This is a genomic window from Mycobacterium asiaticum, assembly GCF_001668675.1.
Classification (GTDB): domain Bacteria; phylum Actinomycetota; class Actinomycetes; order Mycobacteriales; family Mycobacteriaceae; genus Mycobacterium; species Mycobacterium asiaticum_D.
Map to the genome: position 1 here is coordinate 1 of NZ_LZKQ01000048.1, position 14,302 is coordinate 14,302.

Below are 14,302 nucleotides of genomic sequence, written 5' to 3' on the forward strand. Positions count from 1 at the left end.
GCAGCTCATGGCCGATGAGCTCACCGAACGTGACAGCGGCATCGACCTGCGCAACACCGGCGAGGGATGGCGGCTCTACACCCGCGCCCGGTTTGCGCCGTTCGTGGAGAAGCTGCAGCTTGGCGGCGACGCGATAGACAGGCTGGCCGGTCGCCGAAGCCAGCGCATCGGCCGTCACCGGGGAATCCACCACCAGCAGCAGCGCCTCCAACACCCGACCGAGTTCGTCGGGCTCCATCTCTGCGGGCTCGGCGATGTCCGGGATGCCCGCATCGAGGCCGTTCATTGAGCGACGCTCCTCCTCATCGCTTCGCTCTGCATCGTCGCCCCGCGGGTCGGTCATTGGTCTCGCACTTCTAACAGGGATTCGGCGGTCGGTCGCTCGCCGGTCCAGGAAATTTGGAGCACGCCTAAGGGCTCGGACTGGTCGAATGCTACCGCCCGCGACCGATACAGTTCGAGCAGCGCGAGGAAGCGCCCGACGATCTCGACCGGCACCGTGCAGTCCGCGACGAGCTGCGAGAACGACGCCCATTGCCCGCTGCCCAGGCTTTCCAGCATCGTCAGGATGTGTCTGGCCTGCTCGGGTACCGAGACCGGCTGCACGTGCAGGTGCCCGGTGGCCACAGTGGGCACCGGCCGCGGAGTGAAGGCGACCGCGGCGATCTCAGCGAACCGCATGGCGTCCACGCCGAGCATCACCTCGGGCAGCAGGCCCTCGAAGCGCTGTTCCAGCGAGACCGACCGTGGATAGCTGCGTAGCGCGGTCGCCTCGAGTTCGGCGAACATCTCCGCGACGTGCTTGAACGCCCGGTATTGCAACAGCCGCGCGAACAGCAGATCGCGCACCTCCAGCAGAGCCAGGTCTTCCTCGTCGTCCACCCGCCCGGTCGGCAACAGCCGCGCCGCCTTCAGGTCGAGCAATGTCGCCGCGACGACCAGGAAAGCGGTGGTCTCCTCGAGCTCCAACTGCGGGCCGATGGCCTTGGTGTAGGCGATGAAGTCATCGGTGACCTGGTGTAACGCCACCTCCGTGACGTCGAGGCGGTGCGCAAAGATGAGCTGCAGCAGCAGGTCGAACGGCCCCTCGAAGTTGGTCAGCCGAACTTGAAAGCCATCCGAGGAGCCGTTCTCGGGTGCCGCGTGACCTGTGTTTTCGCCGCTCACACGCCGAATCGGTCGATGAACTCGCGGGCCAGCGCGCGATAGGCCAGGGCACCGCTGGATTTGGGCGCCCAGGTGGTGATGGGCTCCCCCGCGACGCTGGTCTCCGGGAATCGGACGGTACGGGTGATCACGGTGTCGAACACTAGGTCACCGAACCGCTCCACGACGCGGGCCATCACCTCGCGGGAGTTGACGGTGCGCGGGTCGTAGCGGGTGATCAGGATGCCGCTGATGTCGAGCTTGGGGTTGAGCCGGTCGCGGACCTTGTCGACCGTGTCGGTGAGCAGCGCAAGCCCACGCAGTGAGAAGAACTCGCATTCGGTGGGGATGACGACGCCCTCGGCGCAGGCCAGCCCGTTGACGGTGAGCAGACCCAGCGAGGGCTGGCAGTCGATGAGCACGTAGTCGTAGCGGTCGAGCACCGGATACAGCGCCCGGGCCAACGTCTGTTCCCGGCCCACCTCGTTGACCAGCTGAATCTCCGCGGCGGACAGGTCGATGTTGCTGGGCACCAGATCGAGATTCTTGACCCGGGTGTGCAGCAGCACGTCGTCAACCGAGATCCGCGGCTCGACCAGGACGTTGTGGATGGTCTTTTCCAGCTCGTAGTGCGGCACGCCCAGCCCGGCCGACAGCGCGCCCTGCGGGTCCATGTCCACCAGCAGCACGCGGCGGCCGTATTCGGCCAGCGCGGCGCCCAGGTTGATCGTCGACGTGGTTTTGCCGACGCCGCCCTTCTGGTTGCACATCGCCACGACCTTGGCCGGTCCGTGCGCGACGAGCGGCTGGGGATCAGGAATCGCCCGCGGCGGCCGGCCGGTCAGGCCGAGCTCCGGGCCGCTGTCGGGGTGATCGGTCATGCCCGCCTGCAGCAGGTGGTGGCGGGCGTCAGCGTGGACATCGCAGGAAAGTCTAACGGCTGGGTGCGCCTGGGCCGAGAGACCCGCGGGCAAATCATTCTGCGCGGAAATCTGCCTCAGATGAGGATCGCCAGCTCGAACTCAAAGCCGGAAATCCCCCATGCTGTCATCGCCGGCTTGCTCATCGGCGTCGAGCAATGCCAGATGCTCTGGCTGGAACCACTTGTTGAGTAGAAGGCGCAAGGGCACCAGCATCGCGATGAATAACGGGAACAAGATCCCCGCCGGGCTGCTCTTGAGGATCCACAACACCACCAGACAGAGAACCTGGACCAAGGTGAAGAGGTGGATGACCTTCCAGGGGACATGACGAACATAATGGGTATTGGGGTACAGGTTGCGGTCCGTCAACCACAGCTTCAACCGCTCATAGAATTCCGTTCCGTTGAGGGTGGCGAAACCCATGAACAGGAACAGGCCGAAAAGAACCTCGGTCGGAATTTTCTTGATGAGCGGCAGCATGAAAAGCGAGGCCGCAATCAGAATATGAATGGCGAGCGGGGAAACCCGATTTTCTCGGACAGCCAGGATGCGCTCGGCACCGGAATCGCCGTCCTGCCGTTTGGTGTCCGCCAGACTCTTGACGTGGTTGAGGGAATGGACGGTGGCCGCAACGATCCATGGCAAACCGAACACCGAGCACACCGCGGTGATGACACCGACGACAGCCAGGTCCAGGTGATAGCCACCACCTTTTCGAAGGGCATTCGAAGGGCTGTTGACGAGACGAGTCGTGATGTTCTGGTCGAGAAACAGCAGAACGGTGACCAAGATGGCTGGCCCGAGGCAGGCGAAAATCACCAAGGCGGGCACCGAGAACATGTCGACGAGCCAGGACCTGCCGGTGGTGGTGCCGAAATGCTCGGGGATGTCGACGTCCGCCACCTTTACCTCCGGCAGCGCTAAGGCGAACATTGTCATTAGCGCTATGGCGATGGTGGGCCCGAAATCTGCTACGAATTCGCGGAACCTGCGCTGGACGTACCTGGTCTGCAGGAAAGTCTTGAAGGTACGGGCCAACAAAAATGTTCCCAGTGCAAGGACCAGAGTCATCAGGGCGGTCGCGTCGTCGCGCGGTGACGCGGTGAAGGGCGACATCACGGAGCGCGCTGCTTCGAAGATAAAGATGATGGCGATGAGGACGGCGAAGATCTCGTCCACGAAGCGGGTGAAGAATTTCATGAGAGCGCTGGCATCGGTCACCACGAGGACGAGCATGAGAATGCCCGACCAGACTCCTACCCAGGCATAGATTGGCAAGAAAGGGAGGTCGAAACGCTGGCACATCGTGTACAGCAGGCCGGTGAAGATGACAATGGGGCCAGTGCCGCCCAAAATTGTCAGGGGTTGGGCGCCCAAGAGCGCGAACAGGATTCCGCCGAAGGCGGTTGCCACAATCATCTCCACGATGCCGATCTCACCGTGGGTCATGACACTGGTGAGGCCACCGAAGGCTATAGCGTTGGCAAGACAGGCGAAGAAGAGAAAACTGACAGCCGCTACGACTTTCGAATGCAGCCCGTCCTTGTAGTCGCTGACGTAAGAGGGCAGCTTTCGCCGTACATCCGCCCGAAAACCGCCGCCCAATCGGCCGGTATAGGTCAGGGGGTCGACCTCGTGCGCTTGTGAGCGGTCCGACATGCTGCTCTGTTTGCTTGACACGGATTCACCTTCCAGTCGAAACACACTCGACCCGCTCCGAACCGAGTTGCCGACCAGACTTTCCGGCGCACCTATTGCCAAACATGCCGTGCCGAGGTGACAGAAAGCAACCTCAGACGGGGCGCTCAGCGGTGCTCATCGAATACTCATAGGCCACTCGGACCTCCAGACTGGGCGAATCGCGCGGCATCAGGGCGCCTATCGTGAAGCCCATGGACCTCAGACGGCGTATACCCCTGCTGCGGTGGTCGGTATGGCGGATGGCCGCCGGTGCACGCAACATCACCAAGACCGGACAGATCGGTGACGGACGGGAAGCGGCCGTCGTCGACTTCGTCCTAGGTAACGCGCGGGCGGGTGATATCGACGACGTGCTGGCCAAGATCGACCAATTCGCCTATGAGAAGTCGATGTTGATCAACGTCGGTGACGAGAAGGGCGCCATCCTCGATGCCGCGGTGCGGCGCGCGAATCCGGCTGTCGCACTGGAACTCGGTACCTACGTCGGCTATGGCGCGCTGCGGATCGCCCGCGCGGCTCCGAACGCGAAGGTGTACTCCGTAGAACTTGCCGATGCGAACGCGGCCAACGCCCGACGCATCTGGGGTCACGCCGGTGTGGCGGACCGGGTGACGTGTGTCGTCGGCACCATCGGGGACGGCGGCCGTACCCTGGACGCCTTGGCCAATGAGCACGGATTCGGTTCCGACACAGTGGATTTCCTGTTCCTCGATCATGACAAGGACGCCTACCTCTCCGACTTGCAGAGCATCTTGGATCGGGGGTGGCTGCATCCCGGGTCGATCGTTGTGGCCGACAACGTCCGGGTGCCCGGCGCGCCGAAGTATCGCGCATATATGCGCGAGCAGCAGGGCAAGCTGTTCGACACCACCGAACACAAGGCGCATTTGGAGTATCAGTCGCTGGTGTCCGACCTGGTGCTGGAATCGACGTACCGGGGCTAGGTTGTGGTTGGGCGAGCAGACGCATAAGCCCCCGCACGCTCGGCGTGTCGGGGGCTTATGCGTCTGCTCGCGCCAACTTAGGTGGCCCGCGGGTGGGCGCCGGCCCACACTTCCCGCAGCGCGTGGACGGTGACCATGGTGTAGATCTGCGTGGTGGTCACCGACGCATGGCCCAGGAGTTCCTGCACCACCCGGACGTCGGCGCCGCCCTCCAGCAGATGCGTGGCGAACGAATGCCGCAGCATGTGCGGCGACACTCCCGAGGTGATGCCGGCGCGCTCGGCGGCATCCTGCAATACCTGCCAGGCGCTCTGGCGGGACAACCGGCCGCCGCGGGCATTCAGGAAGATCGCCGGTGTGCCCCGCCCGCGGCGGGCGAGATCGGGCCGGCCGCGCACCAGATAGGCGTCCAGCGCCGCCACGGCGGGTCGGCCCACCGGCACTAGTCGCTGCTTACCGCCCTTGCCGCGCAACAACACTGAGCGTGCGTGCGTGTCGATGTCGTCAACGTCCAGGCCCACCGCCTCCGAGATCCGCGCCCCTGTCGAGTACAGCAACTCCAGCAGCGCCCGGTTGCGCAACGTCAGCGGGCCGTCGGACGCGTCCTCACCGCCGGCGGCCTCCAGCAGCGCCAGTACCTGGTCGATGGACAGGCTCTTGGGCAGTCGCCGCCCCGGCGTCGGCGGTCGCACCGCCCGCGCCACGTCCAACTCGGCCAGGCCCTCGGCGGCGGCGAATCGGTGCAGTCCGCGCACCGCGATCAATGCCCGCGCCGCCGACACCGCGGACAGCGCCGCCGCGCCGGATTCCGGATCTCCGCGTCGCAGCGCCACCAGAAAGTCGCTGACGTCGTCTTCGCCGACCTTGGCCAGATCGTGAATCCCGCGCTCCGCCAGGTGTTTTGAGTAACGGCGCAGGTCGCGCCGGTACGAGCTCAGCGTGTTGGCCGCCACGCCCCGCTCGATCGCCAGATGGTCGAGATATCCCTGCAGCTGCGCATCGAGCGTCAGGGCTGCCGTCACTGACCCGCCTTGCGCTTGGCGAACGCCTCCGGCTTGTCGATCCACGGGGTGTCCAGCGGCCGCGGTTCGGCGCTGCCACTGGTGACGGCGTGCGCCGCCAGAATCCCGGCGATCGCGATGGAATTGACGATCTCACCGTTCAGCACCAGTTCGACGGCCTTGGCGAGCGGGAACCATTGCATCGTCATGTCGGCTTCTTCGTCATGCGCTTCGGGCCGCCCGATGTCGGTGAGCCCGGTCGCCAGGTAGACGCGCACCGACTCGTCGCTGTAGCCGGGTGCGGTGTTCACGTCCAGCAGCACCTGCCAGGTGTCGGCGCGCAGCCCGACTTCCTCCTCGAGCTCGCGAACCGCCGTGTCGTGGGGCGGCTCCCCGGGAGCGTCGAGCAGTCCGGCCGGCAACTCCCAGATCCTGCGGCCGTAGGTGTGCCGATACTGGTAGACCAGCGCGACTTCGCTGTCGTCGTTGATCGCGACGATGGCGACAGCGCCGTAGTGCTCGAGCACTTCCCGTTTGGCGACGTTGCCGCCCGGCATGCTCACCTGGTCGCGGCGCAGCGCGAATATTGCTCCCTGGTAGAGGGTTTCAGACGAGACTGTCTGGAAATCGTGCTCACCCACGGGTGGCGGGTTCAGGTAGCGACTGGCCGATGCTGTCTCGATGCTCGTTGCCGTTGGGCGCATGCTGCTCGTGGTGTTCAGGAATCTCGACCGGGAGCAGTTCGCCCTCCTGGTAGTCGATGGCCGCCCGGACGAACGCGACGAACAGCGGATGCGGCCGGGTCGGCCGGCTCTTCAGCTCCGGGTGCGCCTGGGTGCCGACGATGAAGGGGTGCTGCTCGGGCGGATATTCGACGAACTCCACCAAATGCCCATCGGGTGAGGTCCCGCAGAACCGTAGGCCGCTCTCGGCGATCTTCTCCCGGTAGGCATTGTTGACCTCGTAGCGGTGCCGGTGCCGCTCGGACACGTCGGTAGCCTGATACGCCTGCGCCACAATCGAATCCGCGTCCAACACCGCCGGGTAGGCGCCCAGTCGCATGGTGCCGCCGAGGTCGGCTTCCCCGGCCACGATCTGCTCCTGGTCGGCCATTGTGGAGATCACCGGGTCGGGTGTTTCCGGTTCGAACTCGGCCGAATTCGCTTCGGTCAGACCAACCGAGCGCGCCGCCTCGATCACGATGCACTGCAGGCCAAGACACAGTCCCAGCACCGGCAGTCCGCGCTGACGCGCGTGCCGGATCGCGCCGATCTTGCCTTCGATGCCCCGGATTCCGAATCCGCCGGGGATCAGCACCCCGTGCACGTCGGCCAGGGCGTGTGCCGCTCCGCTGGGCGTCTCGCAGTCATCGGAGGCCACCCAATGGATTTCGACCTTGACGCGGTGCTTGAAGCCACCGGCGCGCAACGCCTCGCTGACCGACAGGTAGGCGTCGGAAAGATCAACATACTTGCCTACCAACGCAATCCGCACAGTGTCGTGGGGTTCGTGCACGCGGCGCAACAGGTCGTCCCATTCGGTCCAGTCGACGTCACGGAACGGCAGGTTCAGGCGGCGGACGACGAAGGCGTCCAGTTCCTCGCGGTGCAGCACCTTGGGGATGTCGTAGATCGAGGGCGCGTCCGGCGTGGAGATGACGCCGTCGATGTCGACGTCACACATCAGCGCGATCTTGTTCTTCAGCGCCTCGGGGACGTCGCGGTCGCAACGCAGGATCAGCGCGTCGGGGCTGATACCGATGCTGCGCAACGCGGCCACCGAGTGCTGGGTGGGCTTGGTCTTGAGTTCGCCAGAGGGCGCCAGATACGGCACCAGTGACACGTGCAGGAAGAATACGTCCTCGCGGCCCAGGTAGTGGCGGACCTGGCGGGCGGCTTCCAGGAACGGCTGGGACTCGATGTCACCCACCGTGCCGCCGATCTCGGTGATCACGACGTCGGGACGACGCCCCTTGGCGTCCGGTTCGGCCATCGCCAGGATCCGCCGCTTGATCTCGTCGGTGATGTGCGGGATGACCTGCACGGTGTCGCCGAGGTACTCACCGCGGCGCTCCTTGGCGATCACGGTCGAATACACCTGTCCGGTAGTGACATTCGCCGAGCCGGACAGGTTGCGGTCCAGGAATCGCTCGTAGTGCCCGACGTCGAGGTCGGTCTCCGCGCCGTCCTCGGTGACGAAGACCTCGCCGTGCTGGAACGGGTTCATGGTGCCGGGGTCGACATTGAGGTACGGGTCGAGCTTCTGCATCGTCACCGCCAGCCCGCGGGCGGTCAGCAACTGTCCCAGGCTGCTCGCCGTCAGGCCCTTGCCCAGCGAAGAGGCGACACCACCGCTGACGAAGAGGTGCTTGGTGGTGGTTTGCGGATGCTTACGCAAAGAGGCGACCTCCGTGAAGACGGGCAGGGCATAAGTTGTCTAGCCTTTACCAGCTGGGCCTGCCGACCCACGGAAACCCACCCTAACATCCGCCGCGCGCCGCCGCGGCAAACACGCCCTAGTGGGTGCTACTGCGGAACGGTCACCGCCGTTGCTCCATGCCCGGTGCCGTAGTGACCAGGACGGGCGCCGCTGACCAGGTCGTGCAGAGCCAGGATGGCGGTGATCCGGCCGGGTTCGCTGTCGACGTCATCCACGGTGCTGATCGCCGCGGCCATGCCGGCGTCGGCACGCGCCACGGCCACAGCGGCACTGCCGCCGGCCGATCCATCCCGGCCGGCCAGCACCGCGCCGGAGCCATGCGGGGCCAGCGCCGCGGTGAACCGCGCGACGATGACGCCCTGGTTGCCGGCATCCGCGGGCAGCCCGCCGCCGGTCACCACCACCGCTGCGTTGGCCGCCGCGATGTGGTCGTTGGGTTGGTAGGTGATGAAGCCCGTCTCGCGCAGGGCGGCCAGCACGGTGCTGCGCTGCGTCTCGTCGACGGCCGGCGCCTGCGGATTGGTACTGGCCAGCAGGGCGACGCCGAGCAGATCGCCGGCCTGTGACCCTTGGTCGACGAGCTTGCTGCTCAGTTGGGTGCCGGCGGGCAGGATCGACGAGTTGACCACCGAGCGCAGTTTCTCCCCGGAATTGGCTTCGACGAACTCGTGCGTCAGCGTCACGGTGCCGGTGACAGACCCGCCGGCCTGTCCCACGATCTTGGACACTGCGGCGACGTCGTCGTCTTTGGCATCCGGGGTCCTGAACAGCACCACGGTCTTGCCCGCCAGCGCGTCATGCACGATGCGGCCGAGCACCTGCGCGTCGAAAGAGTTTGCCGCGCCTAGCTTCTCGTTGAGTGCGTTGCGCTGATCGTTGAGCGTGCTGACCTGGGCAGCGAGGTCACGCTTCTCGTTACGCAGGCTGGACAGCACGGTGTCGGAGAAGAAGCCCGAACCGAGCACGACGCCGATGGCCAGCGCGAGGAACACCGCGGCCAGCGAGATCGCATGTTGGCGTAACGAGATCATGAACTCACGTCCTTATTTACGACACCAAGTGCTGGACCCAGAGGGTGAAGCGGTTCCAGTAGTCGACGATCCAGTGCAGCACCACACCATCGGTGCGAGACACCCACAGCACCACGATGATGGCGATCAGCATGGTCAGTGCGAGCAGCGCGATGGCGCCGCCGGAAATGTGGTTGCGGTAGAGGGTGGCTACCGCCTTGGCGTCCACCAGCTTCTCGCCGACGCGCAACCTGGTGAGGAAGGTGGACGGGTTGCTTTGGGAGCGGGTGCGGTCGAAGAACGTTTCGATGTTGGCGGTGTGGCCGGCGGTGACGAGCAGCGCCGCGCCGTGGTGGTCGGCCAGCAGCAGGGCCAGGTCGGTCGCGGAGCCGGCGGCGGGGAATGTCATGGCCCCGACCCCGAGGTCCTGGATCCGCTCCAGCCCGGCGGCGTGCCCGTCGGCGTCGGCGGGTAGCACCACCTGGGCGCCGCACTTGAGGACTTCGGTGCTGATCTGGTCGGGGTCGCCGACGATCAGCTGCGGACGGTAGCCGGCCTTGCGCAGCACGTCCGCGCCCTGGCCCACCCCGACGAGCACCGGCTGGTACTCCTTGATGAACGGCTTGAGAGCTTTGAGGTCGTCGGCCGCGCTGGGCTCCTCGGACACGATCACCACGTGGCGGCGGCGCATGTCGACGTCGATGTCGGGGATGCCGATGCCGTCGATCAGCAGCGGGCTCTCGCTGCGGATGAACTCAATGGTGTTGCCGGCGAAGGCTTCCAGATGAGCGGCCAGCCCGCTCTTGGCCTCGCGCATCAGGTCGGCGATGTCGTGGTCGGTGCGCTCGGTGCCGCGGATCAGCCGGCGGTCCCCGGAGTAGACGCCGCCTTCGTAGAGGCGGATCTTGGCGCCGTCCTTCACCTTCTTGAAGATCTCGGGCCCGGTCTCGTCGATCAGCGTGACCCCGTTGTTGACCAGTACCTCGGGTCCGAGGTTGGGGTACCGGCCCGAGACGGACGGTGAGGCGTTGACGACCGCGGCGATGTCAGCTTCGACCAGGGCGTCGGCGGTGATGCGGTCGAGGTCCAGGATGTCGAGGACCACGATGTCGCCGGGACATACCCTGCGCAGCAGTCGATCGATATTGCGGTCGACGCGGGCGGTGCCGATCAGACCGGGCCGGACGGTGTTGCGGGTTAGAAGCGCTGACATCTTCATGGGAGCCGATTCTGTCGGCGAAGGTCGGCTGCAGCGGGGAGGCGCGCCGTAACATCTGTCACAGAAGTTTAAAAGCGTCACAACTGTCACAGTTGTATCGCGGGTCTGTTGCAGGCGTTTCGCGCCGTGTTCGCGTGAAGGTGCGCAGAATGTCAGCTGCGACGGCGTGTCCTTATACATCTACGCACGCTCGCGGGTAGTTCCGGCCGCGGGCCGGAGCGGGCCGGAGCGGGCCGGCGCGGGCCAGCGCGGGGCCGCCTCAGGACCACCCGGACCCACACCCTTCCCGCGAAGGTGCACAGAATGTCAGCCCCGACGGCGTGTCCTTGTACATCTACGCACGCTCGCGGGCGAAGGGGCACGCTCGCGGGCGAAGGGGCACGCTCGCGGGCGAAGCGGCACGCTCGCAACGGACGAGCGCGCGCTCATGAAATAGAAGCTCAGCCCCGGTCGTTCTGCGCGGTCTCCAACAGCTCGCGGGCGTGCGCGCGGCCGCTGTCGGACTCCCCCAGGCCGGCCAGCATCCGGGCCAGCTCGGCCACCCGGTCGTCAGCGCTCAGGCGGCGCACGCCGCTGGCGCCTTTGGGTCCCTGGCTGTGCACCACTAAATGCACGTCCGCGTAGGCGGCTACCTGGGGTAGATGCGTGACGACGATGACCTGGTGCGTGCGGGCCAGCCGGGCCAGCCGCCGGCCGATCTGCACCGCCGCCCAGCCGCCTACCCCGGCGTCCACTTCGTCGAACACCATCGTGGTGCCGGTGGCCGAGGCCGACAGCACCACTTCCAGCGCCAGCATCACCCGGGACAGTTCACCGCCCGATGCGCTCTTGGCCAGCGGCAGTACCGACATCCCGCGGTGGGCGGCAAAGCCGAACTCGACGACGTCAACACCATCGGCGCCCACGCGGACCGGCCCGTCGGGCAGGGCCAAAGCAGCCAGATCGTCCGGTTCGGCGTGATCGGTGGCCACACCGATGGTGAATTCAGCGTCGGCCATTGCCAGGCCGGCCAGCTCCGCGGTCACCTCTTTGGCCAGCTTCTTGGCGGCCTTGCGCCGCACCTTGCTGAGTTCGATTGCGGCCTGGGCTAATTCGCGGCCCAGGTCGTCCACCCGACGTTGCAGCGCGGCCAGACCCTCCTCAGACACGTCGAGCTGCGCCAGCCGGTTGCGCGAGTCCTGGGCCCACTGCAAAACCCCGTCGATGTCGGCGGCGTACTTGCGGGTCAGTGTGCGGAGTTGGGCTTGGCGGGTCAGCTTGGACTCCAATGCGCTGGCGTCGACGGGCAGCCCGTCCAGGTAGTCGCCCAACTCGGCCGCGGCGTCCATCGCCACGGTCAGTGCGCCATTGATCTGATCGGCCAGTGCCCGCAGCCTGGCGTCCCCCGCCGATTCCAGCGCGCCCCGGGCGCGGCCAAGCGCGTCGGCCGCGCCCAACCCGTCTTCGGAGGAGCTGGACAGCATTTCGCGCGCCGACGCCGCCGCCTCACGCAGCGTGTCGAGCTCCGACAACCGAAGGATGTCGGCGACCAGCTCCTCGTCCTCCCCCGGTTGCGGGTCGACGGTGTCGATCTCGTTCAACGCGAACTTGAGCCGGTCGGCCTCCTGGGCCAACTCACGGGTCCGGTCGCGGCGGTCGTTGAGGTCGCGCCGCGCGGTGAGCCAGGCGTCGCGTAGCTTGCGGTAGCGCTCCAGCGCCGGCCCGGCGCCGGCGAAGCGGTCCAGCGCACCGCGCTGCTCGTCTGGGCGCATCAAGCGCAGCTGATCGTTCTGCCCGTGCAGCGCGAGCAGCTGTGTGGTGAAACCGCTCAGCGACTTCGCGGGTACGCTACGGCCACCCAAATAGGCCCGGGACGGCCCGTCACGATTGACAGTGCGCAACGCGATCACGCTGCCATCTTCGTCCCGCTCACCGCCCGAAGCATCCAGTATCTCGTCGAGATAGGCCGTCACCGCATCATCGACATCGCTTGTGGTGAAACGACCTTCGACGACCGCGCGCTCGGCACCGGAGCGCACCCGGGTGACGTCGGCCCGCGCGCCGCCCAGCAAGTGCAGGCCGGTTACCACCATGGTTTTGCCGGTACCGGTCTCACCGGTCAACACTGTCAGGCCGCGGTCGAACTCGGCGGTCGCAACGCTGATGGCACCCAGCGATTCGATCCTTATTTCGGTGAGCACGAGCTACTGCCGTCCGCGCCAACCTGTTACCGGCAACCGGAACTTGGTGACCAGGCGGTCGGTGAACGGCGCGCTGTCCAGTCGCGCCCACTTCACCGGGGTGTTGCACCGGGTGATCTCGAGTCGACTGCCCGCCGGCACCACCATCTCGCGGCGACCATCGCAGAACACCAGCGCATCGTGACCGCTGGCCTCGATCTCGATCGCGATGCTGGCATCGGGGCTGGTGACCATCGGCCGGCCGAACAGCGCGTGAGCGTTGTTGGGCACCACCAGAATTGCTTCCAGGTCCGGCCACAGCACCGGCCCGCCCGCGGAGAATGCATACGCGGTGGACCCGGTGGGGGTCGACACCAGCACGCCGTCGCAGCCGAATGTGGAAACCGGTCGGCCGTCGATCTCCACGACCACGCCCAGCACGCCGAGCCGCGGCCCCTTCTCCAAGCTGGCCTCATTAAGCGCCCAGCCCTGATCGATGATCTCGCCGTCCTGGCGCACCGAGACATCGAGGGTGAGCCGTTCTTCCACCCGATAGTCCCGCGCCACAACATGTTCGAGTACGACGTCGATCGCCTCGGCCTCGGCCTCGGCCAGGAAGCCGATGCGGCCCAGGTTGACGCCCAGCACCGGAAGGTCGGCGTTGCGGGCCAGCTCGGCCGCACGCAGAAAGGTGCCGTCGCCGCCGAGCACCAGCACCAGTTCGCACCCTTCGGCGACCATCGGGTCGGCGTCGGCAACCTCGATGTCGACGCCCATCGCCCGCATGTCATGGGGCCCGAGCCGCTGCGTGCCCTTGTCGACCGCTTCCGCGGACAGTGCCCGCAGCGCAATCCCTTTGTCGTGCAACACTTTCTCCACGCGCCGGGCGGTTTCGGTCGCTTCGTCGCGGCCGGTGTGGACGACCATCAGGATGGTGCGTTCGGCAGTCACTGCGGGCCCCCCTCGACGACACGTTGCACGGCGTCAGTCAACACGTCCCCGGCCAGCGCCCGGTCGCTCTCAGCGCGCAGCCATAAGAAATATTCGACGTTGCCCGCCGGACCCGGCAGCGGGCTGGCCGTCACATCGATCGGATGCCAGCCCAGCTCCTCGGCTCGCCGCGCCACGGCCAGCACCGCATCGATGCGCAGTGCAGGATCCCGCACCACGCCGCCGGTCCCGACCTGGCCCTTCCCGACCTCGAATTGCGGCTTCACCATGGGAACGATATCCGCGTCCGGGGAAGCGCAGCCAACCAGCGCGGGCAGCACCGTCGCCAACGAGATGAATGACAGGTCGGCCACCACCACGTCGACTGGTCCGCCGATCGCCTCCGGGGACAGGTCCCGGGCGTTGGTCCGCTCCACGACCACCACGCGGGGGTCGCTGCGCAACGACCAAGCCAATTGCCCGTACCCGACGTCGGCGGCGACCACCTCGGTGGCGCCGCGGTCCAGCAGAACCTCGGTGAACCCGCCGGTGGAGGCGCCCGCATCCAGGCAACGCCGGCCGTGGACGGGAATCCCGAAGGCGTCCAGGGCCCCGATCAGCTTGTGCGCCCCGCGCGACACCCAGGAACGTTCCCCGTCGTCGGCGACGGTCAGCGCCGCGGTCACCGCGACGGCGGTGGCGGGTTTGACCGCGGGCAGGCCGTCGATGCGCACCTTGCCGGCCCCGATCAGTTCCGCTGCCTGCTGACGGGAACGTGCCAGACCCCGCCGAACCAGCTCGGCGTCGACGCGGGCACGCCGCGGCATGCG

The 14,302-nt window shown here is 66.6% G+C and carries 12 protein-coding genes and 1 pseudogene; 1 reads left to right on the forward strand and 12 read right to left on the reverse strand.

Translation table 11 applies throughout. The features are described from left to right. The 4 genes and pseudogenes from A9X01_RS31045 to A9X01_RS04660 all read right to left on the reverse strand — a co-directional run. Positions 1–286 (reverse strand): annotated as a pseudogene (locus A9X01_RS31045) (hypothetical protein); the annotation flags it as partial. A 53-nt stretch (positions 287–339) separates the two neighbouring features. Beyond that, positions 340–1,176 carry a segregation/condensation protein A gene (locus A9X01_RS04650; protein WP_436405231.1) on the reverse strand — a complete coding sequence of 279 codons (837 nt, stop codon included), beginning with the start codon at positions 1,174–1,176 and terminating at the stop codon, positions 340–342. Continuing rightward, a complete protein-coding gene (locus A9X01_RS04655; RefSeq protein ID WP_065037088.1) occupies positions 1,164–2,027 on the reverse strand; it encodes a ParA family protein in 864 nt (287 codons plus the stop codon). Before A9X01_RS04655 ends, A9X01_RS04650 begins: the two co-directional genes overlap by 13 nt. A gap of 141 nt (positions 2,028–2,168) precedes the next feature. After that, positions 2,169–3,749, reverse strand: coding sequence for a sodium bicarbonate transporter family protein (locus A9X01_RS04660; protein WP_065119553.1), 1,581 nt, complete (start codon positions 3,747–3,749; stop codon positions 2,169–2,171). Positions 3,750–3,961: 212 nt separating this feature from the next. On the opposite strand from A9X01_RS04660, the gene A9X01_RS04665 reads away from it, so the two are divergent. Beyond that, on the forward strand, positions 3,962–4,714 hold the full coding sequence (locus A9X01_RS04665; RefSeq protein WP_065119522.1) for an O-methyltransferase: 753 nt from the start codon (positions 3,962–3,964) through the stop codon (positions 4,712–4,714). 77 nt (positions 4,715–4,791) lie between these two features. Here A9X01_RS04665 and xerD read toward each other — a convergent pair whose 3' ends face one another. The 8 genes from xerD to A9X01_RS04705 form a co-directional block, all read right to left on the reverse strand. Continuing rightward, complete coding sequence (gene xerD / locus A9X01_RS04670; RefSeq protein WP_155771931.1) at positions 4,792–5,724, reverse strand: site-specific tyrosine recombinase XerD; 933 nt, start codon at positions 5,722–5,724, stop codon at positions 4,792–4,794. Between the two features lie 8 nt (positions 5,725–5,732). After that, positions 5,733–6,356: an NUDIX domain-containing protein gene (locus A9X01_RS04675; RefSeq protein ID WP_065119526.1), complete on the reverse strand. Its 624-nt coding sequence runs from the start codon at positions 6,354–6,356 to the stop codon at positions 5,733–5,735. Beyond that, on the reverse strand, positions 6,349–8,112 hold the full coding sequence (gene pyrG, locus A9X01_RS04680) for a CTP synthase (protein ID WP_065119528.1): 1,764 nt from the start codon (positions 8,110–8,112) through the stop codon (positions 6,349–6,351). Before pyrG ends, A9X01_RS04675 begins: the two co-directional genes overlap by 8 nt. Positions 8,113–8,240: 128 nt before the next feature. After that, complete coding sequence (locus A9X01_RS04685; RefSeq protein WP_065119530.1) at positions 8,241–9,185, reverse strand: copper transporter; 945 nt, start codon at positions 9,183–9,185, stop codon at positions 8,241–8,243. A 16-nt stretch (positions 9,186–9,201) separates the two neighbouring features. After that, entirely contained in the window at positions 9,202–10,383 is a 1,182-nt protein-coding gene (gene steA / locus A9X01_RS04690) for a putative cytokinetic ring protein SteA (RefSeq protein WP_036360545.1), read from the reverse strand. Positions 10,384–10,823: 440 nt separating this feature from the next. Further along, positions 10,824–12,563, reverse strand: a complete 1,740-nt coding sequence (gene recN / locus A9X01_RS04695; RefSeq protein WP_065119532.1) for a DNA repair protein RecN — start codon at positions 12,561–12,563, stop codon at positions 10,824–10,826. Positions 12,564–12,566: 3 nt separating this feature from the next. Beyond that, positions 12,567–13,493 (reverse strand): NAD kinase, encoded by a 927-nt coding sequence (locus A9X01_RS04700; protein ID WP_081282202.1) that lies wholly within the window; start codon positions 13,491–13,493, stop codon positions 12,567–12,569. Further along, positions 13,490–14,299 (reverse strand): TlyA family RNA methyltransferase, encoded by an 810-nt coding sequence (locus A9X01_RS04705; protein WP_065119533.1) that lies wholly within the window; start codon positions 14,297–14,299, stop codon positions 13,490–13,492. The genes A9X01_RS04700 and A9X01_RS04705 overlap by 4 nt, the downstream gene beginning before the upstream one ends. Between the last annotated feature and the right edge of the window lie 3 nt (positions 14,300–14,302).